We start from the raw sequence: 24,213 nt of genomic DNA, 5'->3' as shown, positions 1-24,213 counted from the left end.
AACCGAGGCGCCCATAATATCGTTCTGGCCGGTCCCGCCGTCCCGTCACGGACGCCGATTCCACCCGGGACCGCGACCTGATCGGCTTCTGCGGGCCGATCACCCCGCCGGCGGGTCCCCGCTACCATCGATCTTTCTTTGCCGAAGTCGAAAAGACGGGTTCGTCGTGCGCCGATACCTACTGGGCCGGGTGGCGGTCGCGGTCACCGCGCTGTACCTGCTGTACGTGGCCGTGTCCGCCGTCGTCACCGTGCTCACGCGGGACGTAGGGCATGCCTGGCTCGCCGTGACGGGGACGTCGTTGCGGTACGGCGCCGAGGCGGAGATCAACGCGGACTGGTTCCACGGTGAAGGCGGCGGGGAGCTCAGAGCGTTGATGTACCCGCCGGCTCACGGCGCCGACGCGGCCCTGATCGTCCCCGGGCTGGTGCTGGTCTGCTGGCTGATGGCGTGGTCCACATGGCAGATCCTGCGCGGGCCCGCCGCGCCGGCCGGGCCGGCGGCCCCGCAGCCGCGGCGGGTGGTGTGGTGGCGGCGGCTCGTCTACTTCCACATCGCCTTCGCCCTGGTCCTGCCGGCGTTCGAGGACGACTTCGCGTACCTGCTGGGGTACCTGCTGAGCAACACGCCGCTGATGGTTCTGTTCTGCCTCGTCATGGCCTGGCGCGGCAGGTGGCTGCGGGCGCTCGCGCTGACGTTCGCCGTCCTCGACGCCGCCGACACGGTCCTGCTCGCGGCCGGGGAGGTGGCCGGGGACTTCTGGCCGGCGTACGACCTGGTGAGCGAGCTGCTGAGTGACCTGGGCCTGCCCGCGCTCGCCTGGCAGGCGGCGATCCTGCTCGGCCAGCGGCACGACCCCCGCTGGAGCGCCACGACCGTGCGCATCGGCTGGTGGTCGCTGGGGAGCACGCTCGCGCTCACCGTCGCGAGGACGCTGGTGGGCGTGCTCGCCGGAGGCCAGATCGTCGCGCTCGCGCTGCTCGACGGGCTGTGGGTGCTGTACCTGGTGTGGCTGGCGCGCTCGGCGTACGAGACGATCCGGCCCTACGAGGAGGCGGGACGGGCCGTGCGGCGCGGGCCGTCGCCGCTCGCGCGCACCGCCGCCGCGACGTGCGCGCTGGTGCCGCTGTTCGGCCTGGTCCAACCGGAGGAGACCCCGCGTCTCACCTTCGACCGCTGGCGGGACGAGTGCCTGGAGGAGCGCCGCTTCGCCGACACGCCGCCGCGGCACAGGGAGCGCGTGTTCCTGTGCGGCACGATCGACGTCTGGCGTACCGGGGTGGACGGGTTCCCCGACCACCTGCCCGACCAGTACCTTCTCGGCTACGGCAGGGAGCTGTGCGCCACACCCGACCGGGCCGGGCAGGACGCGCTGCTGCGCCGGGTGGGCGCCACGACCTCCATGGACAGGCTGTACGACGATCTCGTCTTCCTCTGCCCCGAGGTGGTCGGCCGCGTCCACCCCGAACTGCTGCGCTCGGAGGCCGAGGAACGCCGGTCCGTCACCGACTACTACACAAAGGTCGGTTCCCAGTGCTCCGATCCGTGGCCGGCACTGCGGGGCGTGCGGCAGCGCACGGTGGCGTACTGGCTGTCCGAGGGCGGGGGCTACGCGATCTACGACCCCGACACCGAGGACGAGGAGTCGCCCGATCCCGGACGCGGGTTCGTCGGCGCCGCCGGTGACACCGTTTTCGTCCACACCTACGGCGAGAACGAGCCCATCTGCCTGACGGCCAAGGCGCTGCGCTTCACTCCGCCGCTCCGGCTCAAGGGCTGGGAGCAGGTGGAGGAGGTCGGCGTCGGCAGCCGCGGCGGCAAGCTGGAGCTGCCGGTCTACTACGAGGGCAGCGAGTACGACGACCTCCAGCCGACCCTGCCCGACCTCGCCGCGGCGGGCCCCGGCCGCTACCGCGTACGGGTCTACATCCGGGTGCGCGATGCCGAGGGCCTGGCCGAGGACGCGCCGTGGGAGGAGCACCTGGTCCTGGTCTTCCCCGGCCGCTCGGCCGAGAAGGTCGTCCACGCCCACTCCGAGGAGTACGGATGAGACGCGCTCAGTGCCCCGCGGCGCGGCGCGTCAGGCGGGGCCGGGCGGCAGATGGACGGTCATGATCAGGTCGCAGGTCTCGGCGCCCGAGCCGCGGTAGGTATGCGGGACGTCGCCGTCGAACGTGGCGGTCTGCCCGGCTTCGATGACGTGCTCGATGCCGTCCACGAGCAGGGTCATCCGGCCGGAGGTGACGCTGATCGTCTCCACGACTCCGGCCTGGTGCGGGTGGCTGGGGTACTCCTCGCCCGGTTCCAGCCGCCAGCGCCACACCTCGACCGGGGCCGGGCCTGAGGTCGTCAGCATGAGCCGGGCCTCGCCGCCCCGTTCACCTGTCCACAGTGGCGCCACGGCGTCGGCGGCCACGACCCGGACGCGGCCTTCGGGCGGCCCCTGCATCAGGGCGGACACCGAAATGCCGAGGGTGTCGGCCAGCCGGACCAGGGTCGCCAGGTTGGGGTTGCCCTGGGCCTTCTCCAACGCCACCAGGGCGCCCTTGCTGACCTGGGCACGCCGGCCGAGTTCCTCCATGGACAGGCCCGCGCGGATACGGGCCGCCCGGACGTTGTGCGCGACCGTCCGCAGGGCTGCGGCAGTCTCGGTCATCTGATCACCATCCTCGCCGCCGGGACAGTTCAATGCACCGTCCGGTCGTTCGATTAGCCATTGCCGGTCGATCCGTTGTACGGTTTGGTCGTTGTATTGAATAGTAAGGGATATGTCGTGATCGCTCTGCTGCTGGCCCTCGGCAGCTCACTCGCCTACGGATGCGCCGATTTTCTCGGTGGCCTGGGCGCCCGCAAGGCGCATGTGCTGCGTACCGTGATGATCGCAGCCCCGGCCAGTCTCGCGGTCGAGCTGGTGCTGTGGCCGTTGCTCGGCGCCTCGTTCAGCACCGCGGCCCTCGGCTGGGGCGCCGCGTCAGGGGTCGCCTCGGCCGCCGCGTTCGCCCTCCTCTACCGCACCCTGGCGATCGGCCCGATGAACGTGCTCTCGCCCGTGACCGCGCTGGTGTCCGCCGCGCTGCCCGTCGGTGTGGGCCTGCTGCAGGGCGAGCACCTGTCCGTCGCCGGGCTGGTGGGCCTGCCGCTCGCGCTGGTGGCGGTGGTGCTGGTCAGCACCGGCCCCGGCACGGGCTCGGCGCGCCTCTCCCGTGCCGCCCTGCTGCTGGCGTTCGGCGCCGGCGCCGCCATCGCCCTGCAACTGATCTTCTTGCACCAGGCGCCGTCCGACAGCGGGGTGGCTCCGCTGATCGTGGGGCGGGCGGTCTCCTCGGCCATCACCCTGGCCGCGGCGGGGCTGATGCGCCGCAAGCTCGGCCCCGAGCGGCCCGCGTACGCGATCTCGGCCGCCGCGGGTGCGCTGGACTCGGTGGCGAACCTGCTGTTCCTGCTCGCCGCCCGCAGCGGGGATCTCGCCGTCGTCGCCGTGATCGTCGCCCTCTATCCGGCGGGCACGGTCCTGCTCGCCCGCGGCGTGCTCGCCGAACGCATCCACCGCGGCCAGCTCGTCGGCCTGGGCACCGCCGCCGTCGCCGTCAGCCTCCTCGCCCTGACCTGAGCGAGCCCGCCTCCACCACACCACCGCCTCGCAAGGAGAACCGCATGTTCATCCAGCCCTGGGACACCGGCCTGGACGACGCCGAATGGCACACCTGGATCGCCGAAGGCCACGACTTCGGGCTGTTGAGCGTCAACGGCCTGCCCGGCCACCCGCCCGTCGCCGTCCCCACCCACTTCACCTGCGACGACCACCACCTCCTGGTCCACCTCGCCCGGCCCAACCCGGTCTGGAAGGCGATCGAGCACGACCCGCACGTCCTGTTCACCGTTTTCGGCGACTACGCCTTCATCCCCGGCCCCTGGCGGGCCAAGGCCGGCACCCCGCCCACCGACGGAGTCCCCACCAGCTACTACACGGCCGTCCAGTTCATCTGCCGGGCTCACATCATCGACGATCCCGAGGCCAAGGCCGAGCTGCTGCGCCGCCAGCTCGCCCATTTCCAGCCCGATGGCGACCACGCCCCCGTCGCCGTCGGCCGGCCCCCCTACGGCCGGATGCTGCCCGGCATCCGCGGGCTGCGCCTGGAGGTGACCGAGGTGCGGGCCAAGTTCAAGTACGACGACCACAAGCCCGTCGAGCACCGCGCCGCCGTGGCCGGCCGCCTCACCGAACGCGGCCAGGGCCTCGACGTGGCCACCGCACGCCAGCAGCGCCGCCGCCTGGATCGCATCGGCCCCTGGAAGCCCTGACCTCACTGACCACCCACTGACCGCCCCAGTGACCGCCCCGTGCAGGCATCGGGCGTCGCGGGCCGCCTGTCCTGGGGTACTCGCCGCCCACCGTGGAAAAATGTCGTCATTCGGTATGTCATGCGGGTGGCCGATCGCCTTCGGCCGATGGGCGCGGCCTGGAGGCGCGGGATGAGCGGTGCGGCGCGGCAGGGCGACCCTGCGCCGGGGCCCGCCTGGATGTTCGCCGTGGCCTTCCTGTGCCTGGTGCTGCCCGCCAGGTCGGCGATAGCGGCGTACGGGGCCGGGCCGGCCGGGATGGCGGTGGTCCTGGCCCTGTTCGTGCTGCCGTTGCTGTACGCCGTGCCGCCCGGCCGGGCGGTGTGGGCCCGTCACCGCGTCCCCCTGCTCGTCGTGCAGGCCGTGCTGACGTACGTGCCGTTCCTCGTGTTCGGTCAGGACTGGGTCGTGGGGTTGTCGGGGCTCCTCGGCGGTCTGCTGCTTCTCACGGTGAAAGCGCCGGCCTCGTGGGTCCTGTTCGGCGCCGTTCTCCTGCTCGAAGGAGCGCTGCGAGTCGGCGACTCGTTGCCGTTGACCGCTTGGGCCCTCACGGCCCCGGTGAACCTGGCCCTGGCGTTGTTCGGCCTGGCCCGGCTGGCCGACCTGGTCGCCGACCTGCACTCGACCCAGGCCGAACTCGTGGCCGTGACCGTCGCCCGGCAACGTCTTCGTGCGGCCGGCCTCCTGCGTGAGGCCATCGGCGACCGGCTCGAAGCCGTCACCGCACACGCCAAGGCCGCCCTGCCGATGCTCACCGACAACCCCGGCCGGGCGCGCGACCGGCTCACCGAGGCGGCCGGCATCGCGCGACAGGCGCTCGACCAGGTCCGGGTGGCGGTCGCCGCCCACGCCCACGGCCCTTCAGAAGCCGGACGGGCGGGCGGCAGCGAGGGGGACACCGCGGGCGGCGGCACAGGGGACACAGTGGCGCCGCGGGTGGCCCGGCTCGTGCTGGCGGTGGTGCTGTGCGCCTTCTCGACACAGGTGCTGGTCAACATAGTGGGATCAGGGGCGGCCGCGCCGGTCGAGATCGGCGCGGCCTGCGTCATCGTCGCGATCGTGGCGCTGCAGCTCCGGCACACCCCGGCACGCCGTGACGGCGGCCGCCCCCGGGGCTGGGCCTGGACTCTCACCGCTCAGACGCTGCTGAGCGTCGTGCCGGTCTGGGTCTTCGACGAGGTGGACCTGCTCGGCATGGCGGGGTTCGCGGCGGGTTCGGCGCTGCTGCTGCTTCCGGGCCGGTGGGCGTGGGCGGCGTTCGCGGCCATTCTGCTCGGCGCCGGGACGATGATGGCCGCCTACAGCACCTACGGCATGTACGACGCGGTGTACGCCGCGACGGGGACGGCGGCGTACGGCCTGGTGGTGTACGGGCTGTCGCGCCTGACCGACCTGGCGCGCCGGGTGGAGGCCGCCCGCCGGGAGCTGGCCCGGATCGCCGCGGCGCGGGAGCGTACCCGCGTCGCCAGGGACACCCACGATCTCCTGGGCCTGGGCCTGTCGGCCGTCGCGCTCAAGTGCGACCTGGTCATACGGCTGATCGGCCGCGACGACGCCAGAGCCGGAGACGAGTTGCGGCGACTCCTGGAGATCGCCGCCAGGGCCCGTGACGAAGTGCTGTCGGTGACCGGCGAGGGGCGTGAGCGCCTGTCCCTTCGCCAGGAGCTCGCCGCGGCCCGCGACGCCCTGACCGCCGCCGGCGTCGTGGTGCACGCCGACCCGCCTGCCGGGCCGGTCCCGCCTCCGGTCGATGAGGTGCTGGCCACCGTGCTGCGCGAAGCCGTCACCAACGTCCTGCGCCACGCGGCGGCCGAGCGCTGCACCATCCGCATGTCCACCGCGGACGGGGCCGTCCGGCTGCACGTCGCCAATGACGGCGCCCGCTCGTCCGGCCCGGCCGGCACCGGCCTCGCGAGCCTCCGCGCACGAGTCGACGCCCTCGGCGGGCGCCTCACCGCCGGCGGCGACGGGGCGGGCGGGTTCGAGCTGGCCGTGGAGATCCCGCTCCCTCCGTGACCAGGTGCGCCGGTGACGGCGGGTGCTACGTTGATGGACGGCCGGCGGCGGGGGACGGTGATGGTGGCGCCGGCACCGGTCGCCAGGTGCCGCCGCAGGTCGCCGAGGGTCGCCTGGGTCACTGCGGTCGATGCGGGGAGGAAGAGATGATTCGGGTCCTGATCGCCGAGGACATGCGCATCCTGCGCGACACCCTGGTCGCCCTGCTGGAACTGGAGGACGACCTTGAGGTCGTCGCCGAGCTGGGCTCCGGCCAGGACATCGTGCCCGCCGCGCTTGAGCACCGCCCCGACGTGGCCCTGATCGACATCGACCTGCCCGGCACCGATGGCCTCACCGCCGCCGCCGACCTGCGCCGGCGGCTGCCGGAGTGCCGCACCTTGATCCTCACCGGCCTGGGCAGGCCGGGGACTCTCCGCCGCGCGCTCGCCGCGCAGGTGTCCGGGTTCCTCAAGAAGGACGCGCCGGCGCAGGAGTTGCTCGACGCGGTACGCCGGGTGGCCGCGGGCGAGCGAGTGATCGACACGAAGCTGGCGCTGGCCGCGCTGGAGACGGCCGACAACCCGCTGTCCCCCCGGGAGGCCGAGGTTCTCAGGCGCCACGCGACCGGGGCCTCGGCGGCCGAGATCGCCGCCGAGATGCATCTGACGTACGGGACCGTGCGGAACTACCTGGCCGCGGCCGTCACCAAGCTGGGCGCGCGCAACCGGGTGGACGCCGCGCGCATCGCCGACGAGGCCGGCTGGCTGTAGCCGGCCCCGTCGGCCCCGTCGTTCACGTCGTCCCCGGGTCAGGTGGACGGCGCCGCGTTCTCCACCGGCCGGCGAGTGCGGGCCCGCCGGATCAGCCAGGTGGCGCCCAGGGCGACGGCCAGTCCTGCCAGGCCCAGGAGGAGCGGGCGCAGGGCCAGCGTCCACGGCCACCCGGGGCCGGACAGCCCGAGCCCGTCGGCCGGGTACTCCAGAACCTTGGCGGCCCATCGCGCCGTCGGGACGTCCATGGTGCGGGCCACATCCCGCAGCGCCGCGTCGAAGGCGAAGCCCGGCCGGGATCGAAGGAACTCCACCGGCACGCCGTCGCGGCGGGCGGCGTCGATGGCCGGGTGCGGGCTCGCGGCGGCGCCGGGCACCAGCAGCCGGTCGAAGCGGTCCGAGGCGTTCGCCAGGGTGTCCCGCGGGACGAACGTCAGTCCGTGGCGGGAGCGGACGGCGGCGCCGTCGGGTGTGACCGCGACGGTCCGGGCGGCCATCGAGTGCTCGGCGTACGGATCGAACGCGGCGGCCAGTTCGAGCTCGCCGACGCCGTCGGTGAGCACCACGCCCACGGTGGGGGCGTCCCAGCGGAAGCCGATGTTGAGCGTGTAGAGAACGGCGTCGCCGAGGGTCAGCTCCGACTGGGGGAGCGTCGCGGCCCTTCCGGGCGTGTAGTACCGCCAGCCGACGGCCTGGGCGGCGGCCCGTGCGGCGTCGGCGCCGACGAGCCGCTCGACCACGCGCAGTGTTCCGTCCACGGCCGACAACAGCCCTCCGGTGCTGATCACGTCGCCGTCGTCGATGTAGCGGATCCCGCGCCGCCAGTTCACCTCGGGATGGTCGTGTTCGAACCCGGAGATCCGATACCAGTGCGAGGTCGCGTCGCGCCCGTCGAGCAGCCCGGCCTCGGCGGCCAGTTGCGCGCCGGCGCACACGCTCAGCAGCAGCCCCTCGCTCGCGGTGTCCCGGATCCACGAGGTCACCATGGCGCGGTCGGACGCGTCGGAGTCGGGCATGGCGGGCACGACGGTCACGTCCGGGTCCGAACCGCTCAGCCGCTGCTCCAGTTGCGCGAAGCTGAGGTCGGGCACCAGGTCCAGCCCGCCGAGCAGGGGCAGCGGGCGGCGTTCCGGCGCGACGGTGTAGACGTTGAACGCTCCGGTGACGGCCAGGACCTCGTACGAGACGAGCGCGTCGGCGATGTTGGCGCCGCTGTTGCCGACGACGACCACGGCGGTGGGCTTGCCCGGATCGTGCACCGGCGGTGTGGCGGTGGCCGTGGTGATCTCGGGCGGGCTGTACTGGTTCCTCGCGTAGGCCGCGGAACCCGCGGCGTACACGGCGCCGGGAACGAGGAGGAAGACGAGCAGGACGGCCAGGCCGCGGCCGAGCGCCCGCGCGGCCGGCCGGACCGGGCCGTGGGCCCTGGTGTACTCCTCGCGGCGGCGGAGCATGACGATCAGCATGGCCGGCAGCATCAGGACGTGCAGCAGGGCCATCGTCGTCGCGCCGGAGACCGCCCCCGCCCACAGCAGCGGCACCAGCACCACGAGCGGGGCGAACATGGCCGCCACCATCTCCAGGATGCTCACCCGGCTGTGGCGGCGGTAGCGCATCCACGCGGCCATGCCCAGCGACATGGCGAGCACCATCTCCAGCGAGCCGAGCACCGGATGCTCGGCGTGCGAATAGTCCCACCCGACGGCGCCGAGGACCGCGCTCAGCGCCGCCCCAAGGACCAGCATCCCGGCCAGCATCGCCACGACCATCTCCAGGAAGTGCCAGGCGAAGCGCCACCAGCTCCCGCGGCCGGCGGTGTCCGCCTCTCCGGCGGCCGGCACACGGCTGTCCAACGTGTCATGGCCGAATTTCGTGTGAGTCAACGTGCAGCTCCTCTACCGGGAAGAAGTCGCTTCTTTCCCCGGATTGTGGGCTGACCTGGCTGAACCCGGCCAGTGCCGAGCGCAGGACCTGAGTATGAGATCCGCAGCGGCGGGGGGCTGCAAAATGCACCCCCTGCGAACCGGCCTCCGTCAGCCGGAAGAGGCGCGACCCCGGCGAATCGGACGCCTGCCGCTCAGGTGAGGCGGAACGTGAAGTAGGTGACCGTCCAGCCGTCCCTGACCAGAGCCCGCTGGGCGAGGACCTCCGCCCGGAAGCCTTCCGCGTCGATCAGGTGCCTCAGGTACGGCAGATCTCCGGAATCACCGAAGAAGACCAGCATCCTGCCTCCGGGGCTGAGGTGCCGCCGGGCCTGGCGGAAGAAGGTGGTCATGGCCCGATAGTTCTCGTCCGTGGTGGCGGCCTCAAGCAGGTCGCGCGGGGCGAACCAGCGGAACGGCGGGTCGAAGACGATCAGGTCGAACCGCCCCTCCACGTTGGCGAACACGTCACTCTGACGCACTTCGACGCGGTCGGCGACCCCGTTGCGCCGGGCGTTGCCGCGGGCGGCCTCGACCGCGACCGGATTGATGTCGACCGCCAGGACCCGCTCCGCCACCGAGGCGGCCAGGATCGCGTTGACGCCGCTGCCGGTGCCCATGTCCAGGACCCGGTCCCCGGCCCGCACCTCGGCCAGGACGGCATTGCCGAGCAGGTGCGACATCCCGGTGATCGGCTGCACCTGAGGCGGGACGACCAGGGTCAGCCCCAGGTAGGAGAACGTCTGCTCCGACACGGCGCCGGCCTTGGCGGCCTGGTAGGCGCGCTCGTGCCACTGACGGATGCGCTCGGCGTGCTCAGGAGCGACCATCGGGACGTGGCCGCCGGAACCGGCGCCCACCCCGTCGGCGAACTGCTCCATGCCCGGCAGATTACTACCGTTCGCACCGCCCGGGGTCGCGGGTTCTACGGGGTCCGGTCCTGGGCGGCCGCCTGGTACGCGGCGGCGGCAAGGGCCCTGATCTCGTCGGTGTCCGCCTCCAGCAGGAAGCCTTTCGATCAGGCCGTCGCCGGGGCTGATCCCGGTCAGTACGGCGGTCGGCGCGTCCATCCAGGGGTGCGGATGCCGCCGAGCGCGTTCCCCGGCTCGGAGAGGCGCTGGGGGTGTCGCGCCAGGCCGCGTGGGACCGGTTCGCGGCCGACGTCGCCGACGGCGACGGGGCCGGCTGACGCGCCGGCCCTGTCGGGGCGGAGGCGCATCGCGAGCCTGATGGCCGGGCTCGGCGTCCGCGAGCCGGCCGAGATCGCGAGGTGGGCCTACGCGGCCACGCGCGCCCGCGTCCGGCCCCTGCGGGCGGCGCGCACGATCCGCTCCGCGACGGCCAGGTTGATCGTCCAGGCCGCGGCGTGCAACAGGGCCAGGGCGGTCTCGCCCGGAGCGCCGAGGCCGGCGGGGGCCGTGACCAGGTACCACAGTGCGATGACCAGGGCCTGTGTGCCCGCGCCGAGCCCGATCGCGTAGCCGCGGATCATCCAGGCGCGGTGCCGGGCGACGTCCCGCCGCAGGATCGCGGCCAGGCCGAGCAGCAGCGACAGGGCCATGATGGAGCCGAACCCGAGCCGGAACGCGGCGAGCAAGGGGCCGTCATGCGCACCTCCGGCGGAGAACAGGGCCAGCCATATCCCGGACAGCGCCGCGAGGAGCCCGCACGGCACGAGCAGCCGCCCGGCGGCGCGGTGCCGGCCGGGCCTGCGCCGGCGGAGCCCGGGCGCGAACTGGAACGCTCCGAGCAGCGTGTACGCCATGACGCTGACGATGTGCAGCACGAGGGGCAGGGCCGCGGTGTGGACGCGCGGGTTGTCCGGCATGACCTGCGCCCCGAGGGTCAGCTCGGTCAGGCGGAGTGCGCCGGCCACCATGGGCACGGCGCCGAGGGCGATCAGCAGGACGGGGACGTGCCATCCGGCGCGGGCGGAGCCGCCTTCATCGGTCATGCCCCGATGGTCGCGGGCGGGCCCGCAGTGGCACATCGCCCGGCGGGCCCGGCCCGAGGGGGCCGATCGGCCGGTGAAGCCGTCGTACTTTCGGCCCCCGCGCCGGACTAACGGAAGACGCCGGGCGTATCACTGATACCCGGTTGGGTGTACCAGTGCCAATATCGGTGATAGCGTTGTGCTGTTTCCAGTGGAACAAGAACTGGTGCGGGCCGGCCTGCACGGACGGCCGGTACAAGGACCGAGGGAGTGACCAATGTCGGAGAAGATCCGCATCGTGGGGCTTGAGGAACACGTCGCGCTGCCCGTGATGCTCGACGCCTGGGCGCGGGCGGGGGTGCCGCAGACCCCGCAGCTCGGCTACGGCGACGATCCGGTCGCGCGGCGACTGCGCGACGTCGGTGAGCTGCGCCTGGCGGACATGGACGATCAGGGTGTGGACGTCGCGGTGCTGTCCCTGAACACGCCGGGGGTGCAGAACCTCGCGCCGGCGGACGCCGTGTCCCTCGCGCGCGAGGCCAACGACGCGCTCGCCGAGATCGTCGCGGGCAACCCGCGGCGGTTCCAGGCGCTCGCGGCCATCCCGACCCCGGCGCCGCAGGACGCGGCGGCAGAGCTGGAGCGCGCGGTCACCCGGCTCGGCTTCCGCGGCGCGATGCTGTACGGACGCACGGGGGACGTGCTGCCCGACGCCCGGGAGTTCGACGACCTCTACGCCACCGCCGCGCGACTCAGGGCGCCCCTGCATTTCCACCCGCAGATCCCCGCGCGGCCGGTCCTCGACGCGTACTACTCGGGGCTGGGCGAGGTCGGCATGTTCCTGGCAGGGCCGGGGCTGGGCTGGTACTACGACCTGGGCGTGCAGTACCTGCGGATGATCCTCTCCGGCGTCTTCGACCGTCACCCCGAGCTGCAGGTGATCGCCGGCCACTGGGGCGAGGTCGTCCTGTTCTACCTGGACCACGCCGGGATCATGGCACCCGCCGCCAAGCTGGAGCGGCCGCTCATCGACTACTTCCGCCAGAACTTCTGGGTGGCGGGCAGCGGCACGGTCAGCGAGCGCTACCTGCGGTGGACGGCGGAGGTCGTCGGCACCGATCGCATGCTGTACTCCACGGACTATCCCTACACCTATGGCACCCGGACCGGCGGCTTCCCGTTCCTCGACACCAGCGGCGGAGTCGCGCGTACGTTCCTGGAAAAGGCGCCGTTCACCGAGCAGGAGAAGATCGCCATCGGCTCCGGCAACTGGGACCGCCTGACCGGCCACCTGGCGGTGAGCCACGCCGGCCGGTAGGGGCCGCCGCGGCTCGGTTCACGAACCGGCAGAGGCCGCGGCCGGTCACCGATCGGCGGCGGAACCGGGCCGGTGACTCTGGTGCCGCGAATCGGTGCCCGGACCGGAAGCAGTCCAGCTCGCGAGCAGGTTCATGGCCCGCCGCGAGGGCGATCCGGCCTCGGTGGTGTAGATGAACAGGGTGGTGTCAGGGTCACCGGGCAGGGTGAGGGTCTCGTACTCGACGGTCAGCTCCCCCACGAGCGGGTGGCGCAGCCGCTTCGAGCCGTGCGTGCGCTGGTGGACCCGGTGCTGCTCCCACCACTGGTCGAACTCGCGGCTCTGTTCGCGCAGCTCGGCGACGAGGTCGGCCGTGGCCCGGTCATCGGGGTCGCGGCCGGCCTCGAACCGCAGGTTCTCGACCGCGGCGCGGGCCTGGTCCTGCCAGTCCACGAACAGCGACCGGGCCTCCTCGTCGAGGAACATCCAGCGGGCGTAGTTGCGCCGTGCTGGAGGCAGCGCGTCGAAGTCGGCGAACAGCGCCTTGGCCATCCGGTTGGCGGCCAGGACGTCGGTGCGGCGTCCGAGGATGAGCGCGGGCTCGCCGTCGAGCGCGTCCAGAAGCTGGTAGAGCCCAGGACGTACGCGCTGGACGTCACGGGCCCGCCGGCGAGCCGGCGCCGTGGTCAGTCCGACGAGGTCCTCAAGATGGGCGCGTCCGGCGGCGTCGAGCCCGAGAGCACGGCCGATCGCCGCGATCACGGCCGGGGAGGGGGTGATGCGCCGGCCCTGCTCAAGACGGGCGTAGTAGTCGGTGGACACTCCGGCCAACCGCGCGACCTCCTCACGGCGCAGGCCGGGCACGCGACGCACGCGCCCGTCAGGCGGCAGGCCCGCCCGTGACGGGTCGATCTGGCTCCGGGCCCGCCGCAGGAAATCGGCGAGTTCGCGATTGGTCTCAGCCATGGCACCCATTGTCCCCGATGCGGTCCCGTTCGTACCTGGACCTGTGCGTCCTAGGTTGCCGAGGCCGAGGTCGCGCAGGGCGCGAGATGAGCCCCCGAAGCGGGGTCTCGGTGAGCGACGCTGGAGTCGCGCCACCACAGGACATGCCCCGGCGGCGCACTCCGTGACCTACGAGTAAGGGGACGACCATGAGTCTTCCGTCGGATCGGCCTTCGACCTGGTTCGTGACCGGCACCTCCCGCGGCCTGGGCCTGGAACTGGTCAGGCAGCTCCTCCAGCGCGGTGACAACGTCGCCGCGACGACGCGGTCCACCGAGCGGCTGCTGTCCGCGCTCGGTGACGGCGTGGACACGTCCCGGCTGCTCCCGCTCGCCGTCGATCTGCGCGACGACGAGGCCGTCCAGCGGGCCGTCCGCCAGACCACCGAGCGGTTCGGAGGACTCGACGTCGTCGTCAACAACGCCGGATACGGTTTCCTGGCCGCGGTGGAGGAGACCAGCGACCGCGAGGTCCGTGACATGCTCGACGTCCAGGTCGCCGGCGTGTGGAACGTGTTGCGCGCCACGCTGCCGATCCTCCGCGAGCAGAAGAGCGGCCACATCGTCAACGTGTCGTCGATCCTCGGGCTGACCGCCGTCCCGGGCTGGGCGCTCTACTGCGCGGGCAAGTTCGCGCTGGAAGGGCTCAGCGAAGCCCTCGCCGCCGAGGTCGCCGGCTTCGGCGTCAAGGTCACCATCGTCGAGCCCGGCTACTTCCGCACCGACTTCCTGACCAGGGACTCGCTCGCGCTGCCCGCCGACACCACCGAGCACTACCCGGCCATCCGCGAGATGACCGCCAACCACCTGAACCTCCAGGGCGGCCAGCTCGGCGACCCGGTCAAGGGGGCCGGCGCGATCATCGACCAGGTCGTCCGCGGTGATGGCCCGCTGCGCCTGCTGCTCGGTTCGGACGCGCACTCCTACGCCACCGCGAAGGTAGACGCCCTGCGCGCCAACGTCGAGGCCGCGGCGCAGACCGCGGGCGCCACCGACTTCCCCGCGGCCTGAGATCCCGGGGAAGCGATCGCGAGCAAGATCCTGATCGCCATATCCGGCGGGCGCCCGCCGGATGCGGTGAGCGCGCGGAGGATCGCGCGCGGCCGATCGCCGCGGCCTCGCGTGCCGGCCACCCGGCCCATGATGAGCACGCCCAGCGGGCGCGCTCGCGGTGCCGGTCATCGGCGGCCGGCACGAGGGAGCCGCCCGCCGAAGCCGGTCGATGAGGCCCGCCGATGAAGCCCGTCGCTAAGCCGGCCGATGAAGTCTGTCGCTAAGCCGGTCGATGAGGCCGTCGTCACGCCGGAGATCGGCGTGCCCGCGCGGTTACGATGCTCTCGTCGAAGGCGATGCGCGGCGGGCGGTCGGCTTCCGGCGCGGCGGACCTCGCTTCACCCGCTGTTCTCCTTCGGGTGCGAAGGTGGCGCCGTGCACGGCGCCGCGCACGGCTTCGGCATCGGCGAGGAAGGTGATCGCGTGTCCCAGCCCGGTACGGCCCTGGCCCCGGCGCGGACTCCCGCGTGGCGCTACGCCATCGGGATGCTGGGCACCTCCATCCCGATCAACATGATCAAGGGATCGATGATCCTCTTCTACGTCGACATCCTCGGGCTCGACGTACGCGCGTACGGCGTGGTCATGGTGATCTACGCCGTCATCGACGCGATCGACAACCCGCTGCTCGGCCACCTCTCCGATCGCACCCGGACCCGATACGGCAGGCGGCGGCCGTGGCTGCTCGTCGGCGCGCCGATGCTCGCGGCCTGCATGATCGCGTTCTTCTCCGCGCCGGCCTCCTTGGAGGGCATCGGCCTCGTGCTCTGGTTCGCGGTGTTCGCGATCCTGTGCGAGGCCTTCGACTCGATGCTGAACGCGAACTACGGCGCGCTGCTCCCCGAGCTGTACCCGCGCGAGCGCGACCGCGCCGTGGCCAACGGCCTGCGCCAGGGCTTCCAGCTCGTGGCGCTCGTGATCTCGCTGGCGGTCACCCCGCTGCTCACGACGAGCGTGTTCGGCACCGAGGACTCCACCCAGGGCTTCCGGACCACCGCGATCATCTACGGCGCGGTCGCGCTCGTCGTGATCGTGTTCATGGCGCTCGGCGCGCGCGAGAGCCCCCGCTACTCCACACGCGAGCGGCCGCGGCTGCTGCCGAGCGTATGGTCGATCGTGCGCAACCCCATGTTCTGGACGGTCGGGCTCACCGGCGCCTGCTACGGGATCGCCATGGCGCTCGTGCTCTCGGGCATCCAGCTCTACGTGCGCTACTCGCTCGGCCTCCCGGTCGAGAACGCGCTCTACCTCCAGGGCATCGTCATCCTCGTCTCGGCGGGCGGCCTCGTGGTCTGGACGCGCGTCGTCGCACGCCGCGGCGCCCTGTGGGCCTGGCGGCTCGCCTTCGCGGTCCTCGCGGCCGGCTTCGCGGCCCTGTTCTTCGCCGCCGGCCTCGTCACCGCCGTCGCCGCCGGGCTGCTCGTCGGCGCCGGATGGTCGGGGATGCTGGCGACGAACGACCTCATCGTCGCGCGCGTGCTGGACGCCGACGCCGCGCGCAACGGAGAGCACCGCGAAGGGCTCTTCCTGTCCGCGTTCGGGTTCTTCGGCCGGCTCAACGGGATCGCGACCGGACTCGCGCTCACGTCGCTGGGCGTGTTCTTCGGCTACAACTCGGGCGACGACCCCGGCGCCGACCCCGGGCTCGCGTTCCGGATGTACCTGTGCGTGTACCCGTTCGTGCTGACGGCGATCGGCGCGGTCGCCGCGCGGGTCATCTCGGTCCCGATCGAGACGCCGCCCGAGGCGGCCGAGCCGGACGAGCCGGGCGAGCCGCCTCCCCCCGGCCCCGTGGACGAGCCCGGCGTGGAGCACCGCCCGTGACCCGCCGTGTCGTGATCACGGCCGACGATCTCGGCAGGGAACCCGGGACGACGGAGGTCATCGCCGAGCTGCTCGCCGAGGGACATGTCAGCGCGACGACGCTCATCTGCGTCTCGCCGGTCGCGGAGCAGGCCGCGAAGCGGGTCTGGGAGCTGGGCGTCGTGCCACGGCTGCACGTGACGCTCACGAGCGAACGCGGGCTGCCGCGCTGGCGGCCGCTCAACGGCGCGGCGAGTCTCGTCGATCCGGACGGTACGCTCAGCGACGATCCGTGGACGCTCGGCGCCCGGGGCGAGGCCCCGGATGTCATAGGGGAGGCGGACGCGCAGTTGCACTGGATGCGCGACCGGGGCCCCGCGCCCGAGGCGGCCGACTCCCACGCCGGCACCCTCTACGGCCTGCACGGCAGATCGTGGCTCGCCGAGGCGCTTGAGTGGTGCGCGCGCCACCGCCTGGCCTTCCGGCTGCCCCGTGACCCGGAGCCGTACTTCGGCGGGCCGCTCCCGCCGCCCCTCACGGCGGCGCACGAGCGCGCCGTCGCCCTCGCCGACGCCCTCGGCGTGCCCATCCCGGCGACGATCGCGACCAACCGGCGCACGGCCCGCGAGCTCGGTTCCTACGAGCGGCTGCGCGACGACTACCTCCGCCGGCTCGCGGCCCTCCCCGAGGGCACGAGCGAGCTGTTCCTGCACCCGTCCCGCGAGGACTCCGTCACGGGACCGGACGGCATCGTACGCACCTGGGAGACGCGGCTGCTCCGTGACCCGGCGTGGCACAACGCCCTGGAGAGCGAGGGCATCGAGGTCGTCGGAGGCTGGTGGCCATCCTGAAGCCGCTGCTATGCCACAGGCCGAGGGATGATGAAATGTGATATGATCATTTTGTCATGAATAGTCATGACATGTCGCGGCCTCGCATGGTCCTCTCCGGCGATCCCGCCACCCCCGCCGCCCGTTTCGTCGCGGCCATGAACACCGGCGATTCCACCGCCCTCGACCACCTCTACGAGGACGACGCCATCCTCGTCCCCGTGCCCGGCCACCCCGTCACCGGATCGGCCCGCCTCGCCGCCAACCGCCATCTGCAGAGCTTCGGCCTGCCCATCGAGGCCCGCCCGCGCCACGCGTACGTCGCGGGCGACATCGCCCTGCTCATCGTGGACTGGGCGATGCGCGGCACGGCCCGCGACGGCAGCGAGATCGACATGAGCGGCACCGCCACCGACGTCGTCCGGCGCGGGCCCGACGGCCGATGGCGGTACGTCATCGACAACCCCCACGGCACGGCCTGACGAGCTCGGCACGGCAAGGCGCCCACGGCCGCACGCCCCACCCGGCGCGGACCGCCGTGGTCGCCCCCTCGCGGTCAACCCGGCCGGCGCCAGGGGACGACGGCGCCGGCCGGGCCGGAGGCGCTCAAGAGGGAGGGAATGGCGCTCCGGCGGCGCCAGTTGAACACACTGGCGAAAATGATTTGCGATTAATGGGGTGACATGTCATGGTTGCCCGGAGGCAACAAATGTGAGGTGTCATGGACGCGGTGGAGGCGATTCGGGGTGAGCTGAGCACGCTCTTCGACCTCTGGCGCCGTGACATGCGGGTGGTGGCGGCGCACATCGATCCCTGCCTGGAACTCAACGGCCTGATGATCCTGGCCTGGCTGACCGACACGGGCCCGGCGCGGCTCACCGATATCGCCTGCCACTACGGTGTCGGCAAGGGGACCATGAGCCGCCAGCTCAAGGCCCTGGAGGAGCTCGGGCTCGTCGAACGCCGTACGGCTCCGGACGACGCGCGCGCCGTCCTGTTCGGTCCCACGGAAAGGGCACGCAAGACCCTCACCGAGGTCTGGAACGCCGAATGGGAGTGGCGCCGCGCGCATTTCGCCTCCTGGGATCCTGAGGAGGTCAACGCCCTGGGAAGGCTGCTGCGACGGTTCAACGCGATGTCGTCCCCCCTGACCGCGCCGCTCGGGTGAGCCTCCTGCCGTCTCCGGGCATCCGCTGACGGCGAAGAGATCCCCCTGACCTCTGTTCTGTCTCGACTGTTCTGCGCCGCCACGGACGGCTCTCGCCGTGCCCCGTCGGCGGCCCCTTCTGCTTGCGAGGTGCACTATTTCCGCGTCTGTCCAATCGACCACCGACCCTGTGACCGAGGAGTCCAAGGGCAGCGGTGACGAGGTGGCTCCCCGGGGAGCCACGATGATGATCGCCGTGCTGGTCGTATCGGCCTTCGTGATGATCCTCAACGAGACGGTGCTGAGCGTCGCGCTGCGCGACCTCGGTGTCGACCTCGGCGTTTCCACCACCACCGTGCAGTGGCTGACCAGTGGCTTTCTGCTGACCATGGCGGTGGTCATCCCCACCACCGGTTTCCTGCTGGAACGTTTCACCCCCCGGCAGATCTTCCTGGTCTCGATGACGCTGTTCAGCGCGGGCACCCTGCTCAGCGCGCTCGCCCCCGGGTTCGCCGTGCTGCTGGCCGGGCGCGTCGTGCAGGCCTGCGGTACCGCGGTCATGCTGCCGATGCTGATGACCACGGTGATGCGCCTGGTCCCCGCGTCCAGGCGCGGCGCGACCATGGGCACGATCACCATCGTCATCGCGGTGGCTCCCGCCGTCGGCCCGACGATCGGCGGTGCGGTGCTGTCCTCCTTGGGCTGGCGCTGGATGTTCTGGTTCGTCCTGCCGCTGTCCCTGCTGGCACTGGCCTTCGGCGCCGCCCGGATGCGGCTGGGCGGCGAGACGCGCATGGTGCCGCTGGACGTGTTCTCCGTGCTGCTGTCGGCCGTCGGTTTCGGTGGCATCCTCTACGGCCTGTCCACTGTGGGTGAGTCGGGTGGCGGCGGCCACCTGGTGGCGCCCTGGATCCCCATCGCGGTCGGCGCCGTCGCCCTCGCCGGCTTCGTGGCACGCCAGCTCCGCCTGCAGCGTCAGGACCGGGCGCTGCTCGACCTGCGCCCGCTGACCCACAGCACCTTCGTCGTCGCGCTGGCCCTGACCGCCCTGATGTTCATGTGCCTGCTGGCGGTCGCGGCGATCCTGCTGCCGCTGTACCTCCAGACGGTGTTGCGCACGAGCACGTTCGTCAGCGGGCTGGCCGTGCTCCCCGGCGGCCTGGTCCTCGGCCTGCTGGGACGGCCGGTGGGGCGGCTGTTCGACCGCTTCGGCGCCCGCCCCCTGGTGATCCCCGGCGCGCTGGCCACGGCGGTGTCGCTGTGGCTGTTCACCGCCCTCGGTCCGGACTCGCCGCTGGCCCTGGTGATCGGCATCCACGTGCTGCTCATGACCGGGCTCGGGACGATGATGACCCCCCTGATGACCGAGTCGCTCGCCGCGCTGCCCGGCCACCTCTACTCGCACGGCAGCGCCATCATGGCCACGCTCCAGCAGGTCGCGGGCGCGTTCGGCACCGCCGTGTTCGTCACGGTGGCGTCCCTGGGCACCACCCAGGCGTCCGGCGCCCCCGACGCCGCGGGCCTGCACACCGCTTTCATCGTCGCGGGCGTGCTCGGCGTGCTCGTGTTCGTCATGGCGCTGTTCGTACGCCGCCCCAAGGCCGCGCCGCAAGCCGTCACGGAAGGCGGCGCCGCCTGAAGACGCCTGCTGGATCGCAGGCCAGGAGATGAAGGGCCCGGGGCCGTTCCGGCCCCGGGCGATGAACGCCGCCTCAGCGGCCGTCGCCGCTGGTGAAGGCGGGAGAGGGGTCGTCCAGTGAGGTGTAGCGCAGGTGGGGGCGGCCGTCAGGTGACAGGGTGACCGTCGCCCGGACGCGGTAGACGCGTTCCAGCCACTGCTCGGTCAGCACCTCGGCCGGAGGGCCGGAGGCGACCAGGCGGCCGGCCTCCATCAGGAGCAGATGGTCGCAGTACTGGGCCGCCAGGTTGAGGTCGTGCAGCGAGGCGACGACGGTGGTGGGGGCGTCGGCCAGCATTCGCAGCAGATCGAGCTGGTGGTGGATGTCGAGGTGGTTGGTCGGCTCGTCCAGGAGGAGCTCGGTGGGCCGCTGGGCCAGGGCGCGGGCGATGTTGACACGCTGGCGCTCCCCGCCGGACAGCGTGGACCACCTGCGGTCCCCCCATCCTTCCAGGCCGCACCGGGCCAGGGCCTTCTCGGCCTCCAGGACGTCGCGAGGGCCGTCGCCGCTCACCCTGGCGAGTCCCGTTCTGTGCGGGATGCGCCCCAGCATCACGACGTCGGTGACGGTCATGTCGATGTCGGTGGACGTCTCCTGGGCCACCACGGCCAGGCGGCGGGCGACCTCGCGCCGCGGCAGCTCACCGAGCCGGCGCCCGTCCAGCAGGACCGTTCCAGCCCGGGGGCGGAGCAGCCCGGCCAGCAGCCGCAGCAGGGTCGACTTCCCGCTTCCGTTGGGTCCCAGCAGCCCGGTGAGACGGCCCTGGGGGAGCGAGACCGTGATCCCGTCGATGATGGGCGCGCCGTTGGCGCTCCAGGTGATGTCGTGGGCGTCCAGGCTCATCTCGCGGTGCTCCTCCGGCGCATGACGGCCGCGAAGGCGGGCACGCCGATCAGGGCGGTGAGCACGCCGACGGGTATCTCCCGCGGGGCGAACAGCGCCCGCGCGGCGGTGTCGGCCCACAGCAGGAAGATCGCTCCGTACAGGGCGCAGGCCGGCAGCAGCACCCGGTGGCGGGAGCCGGCCAGGAAGCGGACGGCGTGCGGCACGATCAGGCCCACGAACCCGATGGCTCCGCTCGCGGCCACCAGAGCCGACGTGCTCAGTGCGGTGACGATCAGCAGTGTGAGCTGCGTCCTCACCGGGGAGACGCCCATGGACTCGGCGGCTTCGCGCCCGAAGGCGAAGGCGTCCAGGGCGGGGGCCGCGGCCCAGCAGACGGCCAGGGCGATCCCGGCGGCGGCAGCGCACAGGGCGGCGCCGCTCCAGGTCGCCGAGGCGAGTGAGCCCAGCAGCCAGAACGTCACGCTGCGCGTGCTGTGCGCGTCACCGGCCCAGATGACGATCAGGCTGGTCACCGCGCCGAACAATTGCGACACCGCGACCCCGGCCAGGACGACGCGGACGGGACTCGCCATCCCCGCGCCGGCCAGCGCGAGAACGCAGCAGAAGGCGGCGACGCTGCCGGCGAAGGCCCCCACGGTCAGGGTGGCGGCGGACCCGAGGCCGAGGATCAGGATCGCGACGGCCCCGGTGGAGGCGCCGGAGGAGATGCCGAGCAGGTAGGGGTCGGCCAGCGGGTTGCGCGTCAGCGCCTGGAGAACCGCCCCGCACACGGCGAGGCCGCCGCCGACCAGCGCCGCGAGCAGCACGCGCGGCAGGCGCAGCTCCCAGACGATCGCGTCCTGCAGCGGGGGGAGCGCCGCCACCGGCAGGCCCAGGTGCGCCGCGACGCTCCGGAACATATCCCCGATCGACAGGTCCGCGGCGCCGACGGTCACGGCGAGCGCCACCGACAGCGGGAGCGCCACCAGGCCGGCGCCGCTAAGCGAGAGCGCGCCCGGCCACCGCCTGCCACGCCCGGCGGTACCGGGCACCGCCGGGCGTGCGGTGCCCGTGGTTCGCGAGGGTGCGTGGGAGGTCATCGCCTGGCGAAGACGACGTAGTCATCCAAGTACTGCCAGACGGTACCCACCTCCGTGAAACCGGCGGTCCGCAGGGCCGTGAGGTGGAACTCCAGCGGCGCGAGCGGCTGCGGCGGGCGGTCGGCGAAGCGCCGCTCGCGCTCGGGCAGCAGAGGGGCGAGCTCGGGGTGGCGGGCGGCCAGCCCCCACCACTGCTCCCAGGTCACGGCACCGCCGGTGAACGCCTCCCGCTGGACGGCGGTGTCGTGCTCGGCCGACAACCGCCGCAGGACCGGCCGGTCCTCGCCGAAGCGGAGGTGGTCGGCGTTGAACAGCACGGCCCCCGGCGGCAGCAACCGGGCCAGCTCGGTGTAGACGGCCAGCAGTTGCCCGGGAGACAGCCAGTGCAGCGCCGTGGAGCTGAGCACGGCGTCGAAGGTCCACGCCGACAGGGCCGATGACCAGTCGGCGCTCACCAGGTCGGCTTCGACCACGGTGGCGCGGTCGCCGTGGCGGGCGAGCACGGACCGGGCGATCCGGGTCAGGACCGGATCGTAGTCGGCGGCCACCGCACGCGCGTCCGGGAAGCGGCGCAGCACCCGGTCGGCGATCGACCCGGGGCCGCAGGCCAGGTCGAGCACCGTGAGATCGGCGGGGCAATGGAGGCCGAGCACGTCGAGCATCACCTGGAAGCGGTTCTCCCGGTGGGCCACGTAGGCGGCCTGCTGCCGCTCCCATTCGGACAGCAGCTCGTCGAAGGTCGGTGGGGTGAGGGAAACGGTCATCGGGGTCTCCTGAGAAGGCGAGGGGAGGGCGGGCCGCAAGTCGCGCGGGTCCGGCCCCGGGCGTGGTCAACCGAGCCGGAGATCAGCCGTAGAGGTCCTGCAGTCCCTTGCCGACCTGCTCCACGGCGCTGACGCTTCTGATCGAGGGGTCCATGGCCGAGCCGGGCACGACGATGAAGCGGTCGTTCTTGACGGCGGTGAGCTTGGAGGCGACGGGATCGGAGCGCAGGAACGCCTTCTTGGCCTCGGCGCTGTCGCCGTCGCCGCCCCGGGTGAGGTCGGCCAGTACGATCACGTCGGGGTCGCGCTGGGCGATCGTCTCCCAGTCGCCCTCCGCCCATTGCTGGGCGATGTCGGAGAACGCGTTGCCGGCGCCCAGGAGCGTGGTGATGGTGCCGGGGAGCCCGCCGCGACCGGCGATGGCCGGGGCCTTGGTGCCGGAGTAGTACCACATCAGGTCCACCTTGGTCCCGATGCGAGCGGTGGCCTTGGCGGTTTCGAGACGCCGGCGCAGGTCGGCCACCACACTCCGGCCGCGGTCCTCGACACCGAAGATCTTCGCGATGTCCCCGATCTCGGCGAAGATGGCGTCGAACGACACCGAGGCGGGGATCAGCGCGCGGTCCTCGCAGTCGTTGAAGGACAGGTACGCCGGCACTCCGAGCTTGGCCAGGTCCTGCCGCGTGCCGCCGGCGTCGGGGGCGTACGCGGAGGCGCGCATCGAGTAGACGAAGTCGGGGTTGGCGGCCAGCAGGGCCTCGCGGCCGGGGTACTGGTCGGCCAGGACGGGGACCTTGGCGTAGTCGCTCTTGAGCTCGTCGAGCACCGGGTCCGTCCGGTAGGCCGTGCCGGCCATCCGGTCCGCGAGGCCCAGCGTCAGCATGATCTCCGTCGCGTTCTGCTCCATGGAGACCGCCCGGCGTGGCGGTGAGGTGACGCGAAGAGGCAGGCCGCAGCTCGTCAGCACCGCGGCGGCGCGCGGTGAGGCGCCGGTGGTACCGCTGGAGGACGCGCCACCGGGGCTCCCGCAGGCGGCAAGAGCCAGGAGCAGGCATCCGACCACCCCGATGGGAATGATTTTCATAGTCGAGAACTGTACAGGAAGGGAAGGATGGTACGAAAGCGACGAAAGCTCTAGTTGATGCCCACCCGTCCGGAGTGAGGACCGTGGACAAGGGGCGGACCGAGGAGGCCGGGTGTCAGGGCTCGACGCGGGTGAGGCCGAGCCGGGCCGGCCGATCGGGGTCCGGCAGGATGTCGATCGGGGCGATCCTGCCGTCGGAGATGGTGCAGCTCACGACGGAGAACACCTGGCCGTCGATGGCGTTGACCAGGCCGGCGACCCCGCTGATCAGGGCGGGACGCGTGGTGGCGGCGGTGGCCGTGCCCCGGAAGGTGGCGAGCCGCCCGGTGACTTTCAGCCGCCGGTGAGCATCCCGCCGTCGGCGCGCGGCATCACGTCGGGGTCGAGGATGGGCACCAGGGCGGCGAAGTCGCCGCCGCGCGGCGGCCAGGAACGCGTCCACCACCCGGCGCTGATCGGGCAGGTCGGGATCGGCGGGCGCGGCCGGCGAGCTTCTTGATGGTCGCCGGGGGTGCGGTCCACGATGGGCGCGATCTGCTCGAACGGCATGCCGAACATGTCGTGCGACACGAACGCCGGCCGTTCCGCCGGGGACGGCGACTCCGGCACCACCGGCAGCGCCGGCCCCACCGAGTCGGCCGGCAGCACTTCCGGCTTCGGATC

22 protein-coding genes are annotated in these 24,213 nt (G+C 72.5%); 12 read left to right on the top strand and 10 right to left on the bottom strand.

The window, feature by feature from the left end; genetic code table 11:
- Positions 1 to 166: 166 nt before the first annotated feature.
- Positions 167 to 2,050, top strand: coding sequence for a DUF2339 domain-containing protein (locus HNP84_RS25155; RefSeq protein WP_185052374.1), 1,884 nt, complete (start codon positions 167 to 169; stop codon positions 2,048 to 2,050).
- A 30-nt stretch (positions 2,051 to 2,080) separates the two neighbouring features.
- Here the strand turns inward: HNP84_RS25155 and HNP84_RS25150 are convergent, their stop codons facing one another.
- Positions 2,081 to 2,656, bottom strand: coding sequence for a helix-turn-helix domain-containing protein (locus tag HNP84_RS25150; RefSeq protein WP_185052373.1), 576 nt, complete (start codon positions 2,654 to 2,656; stop codon positions 2,081 to 2,083).
- A 117-nt stretch (positions 2,657 to 2,773) separates the two neighbouring features.
- Here HNP84_RS25150 and HNP84_RS25145 point away from each other — a divergent pair, with 117 nt between their 5' ends.
- The 4 genes from HNP84_RS25145 (at position 2,774) to HNP84_RS25130 (ending at position 7,109) form a co-directional block, all read left to right on the top strand.
- Positions 2,774 to 3,610, top strand: a complete 837-nt coding sequence (locus HNP84_RS25145) for an EamA family transporter (RefSeq protein WP_185052372.1) — start codon at positions 2,774 to 2,776, stop codon at positions 3,608 to 3,610.
- Positions 3,611 to 3,654: 44 nt separating this feature from the next.
- Positions 3,655 to 4,302: an FMN-binding negative transcriptional regulator gene (locus tag HNP84_RS25140; RefSeq protein ID WP_185052371.1), complete on the top strand. Its 648-nt coding sequence runs from the start codon at positions 3,655 to 3,657 to the stop codon at positions 4,300 to 4,302.
- Positions 4,303 to 4,473: 171 nt separating this feature from the next.
- Complete coding sequence (locus HNP84_RS25135) at positions 4,474 to 6,357, top strand: sensor histidine kinase (RefSeq protein WP_185052370.1); 1,884 nt, start codon at positions 4,474 to 4,476, stop codon at positions 6,355 to 6,357.
- Positions 6,358 to 6,503: 146 nt separating this feature from the next.
- Positions 6,504 to 7,109: a response regulator transcription factor gene (locus HNP84_RS25130; RefSeq protein WP_185052369.1), complete on the top strand. Its 606-nt coding sequence runs from the start codon at positions 6,504 to 6,506 to the stop codon at positions 7,107 to 7,109.
- A gap of 38 nt (positions 7,110 to 7,147) precedes the next feature.
- Here the strand turns inward: HNP84_RS25130 and HNP84_RS25125 are convergent, their stop codons facing one another.
- The 3 genes from HNP84_RS25125 to HNP84_RS25115 all read right to left on the bottom strand — a co-directional run bounded on the left by HNP84_RS25125 (position 7,148) and on the right by HNP84_RS25115 (position 10,985).
- On the bottom strand, positions 7,148 to 8,992 hold the full coding sequence (locus HNP84_RS25125) for a DJ-1/PfpI family protein (protein WP_185052368.1): 1,845 nt from the start codon (positions 8,990 to 8,992) through the stop codon (positions 7,148 to 7,150).
- Positions 8,993 to 9,186: 194 nt separating this feature from the next.
- A complete protein-coding gene (locus HNP84_RS25120) occupies positions 9,187 to 9,912 on the bottom strand; it encodes a methyltransferase (protein WP_221336718.1) in 726 nt (241 codons plus the stop codon).
- Positions 9,913 to 10,307: 395 nt separating this feature from the next.
- Complete coding sequence (locus tag HNP84_RS25115; RefSeq protein WP_185052367.1) at positions 10,308 to 10,985, bottom strand: DUF2306 domain-containing protein; 678 nt, start codon at positions 10,983 to 10,985, stop codon at positions 10,308 to 10,310.
- 256 nt (positions 10,986 to 11,241) lie between these two features.
- Here HNP84_RS25115 and HNP84_RS25110 point away from each other — a divergent pair, with 256 nt between their 5' ends.
- A complete protein-coding gene (locus tag HNP84_RS25110) occupies positions 11,242 to 12,282 on the top strand; it encodes an amidohydrolase family protein (RefSeq protein WP_185052366.1) in 1,041 nt (346 codons plus the stop codon).
- Positions 12,283 to 12,327: 45 nt separating this feature from the next.
- On the opposite strand, the gene HNP84_RS25105 is transcribed toward HNP84_RS25110, so the two are convergent.
- Positions 12,328 to 13,227 carry a helix-turn-helix transcriptional regulator gene (locus tag HNP84_RS25105; RefSeq protein ID WP_185052365.1) on the bottom strand — a complete coding sequence of 300 codons (900 nt, stop codon included), beginning with the start codon at positions 13,225 to 13,227 and terminating at the stop codon, positions 12,328 to 12,330.
- A gap of 188 nt (positions 13,228 to 13,415) precedes the next feature.
- Here HNP84_RS25105 and HNP84_RS25100 point away from each other — a divergent pair, with 188 nt between their 5' ends.
- The 6 genes from HNP84_RS25100 (at position 13,416) to HNP84_RS25075 (ending at position 19,737) form a co-directional block, all read left to right on the top strand.
- Positions 13,416 to 14,276: an SDR family NAD(P)-dependent oxidoreductase gene (locus tag HNP84_RS25100; RefSeq protein ID WP_185052364.1), complete on the top strand. Its 861-nt coding sequence runs from the start codon at positions 13,416 to 13,418 to the stop codon at positions 14,274 to 14,276.
- Positions 14,277 to 14,693: 417 nt separating this feature from the next.
- Complete coding sequence (locus tag HNP84_RS25095; protein ID WP_312925668.1) at positions 14,694 to 16,142, top strand: MFS transporter; 1,449 nt, start codon at positions 14,694 to 14,696, stop codon at positions 16,140 to 16,142.
- Positions 16,139 to 16,972 (top strand): carbohydrate deacetylase, encoded by an 834-nt coding sequence (locus HNP84_RS25090; RefSeq protein ID WP_185052363.1) that lies wholly within the window; start codon positions 16,139 to 16,141, stop codon positions 16,970 to 16,972. The genes HNP84_RS25095 and HNP84_RS25090 overlap by 4 nt, the downstream gene beginning before the upstream one ends.
- A gap of 71 nt (positions 16,973 to 17,043) precedes the next feature.
- Positions 17,044 to 17,433 carry a YybH family protein gene (locus HNP84_RS25085; protein ID WP_246518610.1) on the top strand — a complete coding sequence of 130 codons (390 nt, stop codon included), beginning with the start codon at positions 17,044 to 17,046 and terminating at the stop codon, positions 17,431 to 17,433.
- A gap of 239 nt (positions 17,434 to 17,672) precedes the next feature.
- Entirely contained in the window at positions 17,673 to 18,119 is a 447-nt protein-coding gene (locus HNP84_RS25080; RefSeq protein ID WP_185052361.1) for a MarR family winged helix-turn-helix transcriptional regulator, read from the top strand.
- A gap of 169 nt (positions 18,120 to 18,288) precedes the next feature.
- Positions 18,289 to 19,737 carry an MDR family MFS transporter gene (locus tag HNP84_RS25075; protein WP_312925666.1) on the top strand — a complete coding sequence of 483 codons (1,449 nt, stop codon included), beginning with the start codon at positions 18,289 to 18,291 and terminating at the stop codon, positions 19,735 to 19,737.
- Positions 19,738 to 19,810: 73 nt separating this feature from the next.
- Here HNP84_RS25075 and HNP84_RS25070 read toward each other — a convergent pair whose 3' ends face one another.
- The 5 genes from HNP84_RS25070 to HNP84_RS25050 form a co-directional block, all read right to left on the bottom strand.
- Positions 19,811 to 20,620: an ABC transporter ATP-binding protein gene (locus HNP84_RS25070; RefSeq protein WP_185052360.1), complete on the bottom strand. Its 810-nt coding sequence runs from the start codon at positions 20,618 to 20,620 to the stop codon at positions 19,811 to 19,813.
- Entirely contained in the window at positions 20,617 to 21,588 is a 972-nt protein-coding gene (locus tag HNP84_RS25065) for a FecCD family ABC transporter permease (protein WP_312925664.1), read from the bottom strand. The genes HNP84_RS25070 and HNP84_RS25065 overlap by 4 nt, the downstream gene beginning before the upstream one ends.
- A 110-nt stretch (positions 21,589 to 21,698) precedes the next feature.
- A complete protein-coding gene (locus tag HNP84_RS25060) occupies positions 21,699 to 22,466 on the bottom strand; it encodes a class I SAM-dependent methyltransferase (protein ID WP_185052358.1) in 768 nt (255 codons plus the stop codon).
- Positions 22,467 to 22,548: 82 nt separating this feature from the next.
- On the bottom strand, positions 22,549 to 23,550 hold the full coding sequence (locus HNP84_RS25055; protein WP_185052357.1) for an ABC transporter substrate-binding protein: 1,002 nt from the start codon (positions 23,548 to 23,550) through the stop codon (positions 22,549 to 22,551).
- 333 nt (positions 23,551 to 23,883) lie between these two features.
- Positions 23,884 to 24,198, bottom strand: a complete 315-nt coding sequence (locus HNP84_RS25050) for a sigma-70 family RNA polymerase sigma factor family protein (protein WP_185052356.1) — start codon at positions 24,196 to 24,198, stop codon at positions 23,884 to 23,886.
- Positions 24,199 to 24,213: the final 15 nt, after the last annotated feature.

Origin of the sequence: Thermocatellispora tengchongensis, from assembly GCF_014202315.1 — a bacterium.
Taxonomy (GTDB): domain Bacteria; phylum Actinomycetota; class Actinomycetes; order Streptosporangiales; family Streptosporangiaceae; genus Thermocatellispora; species Thermocatellispora tengchongensis.
The sequence above is the reverse complement of the archived record's forward strand: the minus strand, read 5'-3'. Positions and strand labels throughout refer to the sequence as shown.

Excerpts from the sequence above, each read along its gene's own strand:
- HNP84_RS25150 (WP_185052373.1), bottom strand. The coding sequence starts at position 2,656 with ATGACCGAGACTGCCGCAGCCCTGCGGACGGTCGCGCACAACGTCCGG.
- HNP84_RS25140 (WP_185052371.1), top strand. The coding sequence starts at position 3,655 with ATGTTCATCCAGCCCTGGGACACCGGCCTGGACGACGCCGAATGGCAC.
- HNP84_RS25135 (WP_185052370.1), top strand. The coding sequence starts at position 4,474 with ATGAGCGGTGCGGCGCGGCAGGGCGACCCTGCGCCGGGGCCCGCCTGG.
- HNP84_RS25130 (WP_185052369.1), top strand. The coding sequence starts at position 6,504 with ATGATTCGGGTCCTGATCGCCGAGGACATGCGCATCCTGCGCGACACC.
- HNP84_RS25120 (WP_221336718.1), bottom strand. The coding sequence starts at position 9,912 with ATGGAGCAGTTCGCCGACGGGGTGGGCGCCGGTTCCGGCGGCCACGTC.
- HNP84_RS25115 (WP_185052367.1), bottom strand. The coding sequence starts at position 10,985 with ATGACCGATGAAGGCGGCTCCGCCCGCGCCGGATGGCACGTCCCCGTC.
- HNP84_RS25110 (WP_185052366.1), top strand. The coding sequence starts at position 11,242 with ATGTCGGAGAAGATCCGCATCGTGGGGCTTGAGGAACACGTCGCGCTG.
- HNP84_RS25105 (WP_185052365.1), bottom strand. The coding sequence starts at position 13,227 with ATGGCTGAGACCAATCGCGAACTCGCCGATTTCCTGCGGCGGGCCCGG.
- HNP84_RS25100 (WP_185052364.1), top strand. The coding sequence starts at position 13,416 with ATGAGTCTTCCGTCGGATCGGCCTTCGACCTGGTTCGTGACCGGCACC.
- HNP84_RS25085 (WP_246518610.1), top strand. The coding sequence starts at position 17,044 with ATGTCGCGGCCTCGCATGGTCCTCTCCGGCGATCCCGCCACCCCCGCC.
- HNP84_RS25080 (WP_185052361.1), top strand. The coding sequence starts at position 17,673 with ATGGACGCGGTGGAGGCGATTCGGGGTGAGCTGAGCACGCTCTTCGAC.
- HNP84_RS25070 (WP_185052360.1), bottom strand. The coding sequence starts at position 20,620 with ATGAGCCTGGACGCCCACGACATCACCTGGAGCGCCAACGGCGCGCCC.
- HNP84_RS25060 (WP_185052358.1), bottom strand. The coding sequence starts at position 22,466 with ATGACCGTTTCCCTCACCCCACCGACCTTCGACGAGCTGCTGTCCGAA.
- HNP84_RS25055 (WP_185052357.1), bottom strand. The coding sequence starts at position 23,550 with ATGAAAATCATTCCCATCGGGGTGGTCGGATGCCTGCTCCTGGCTCTT.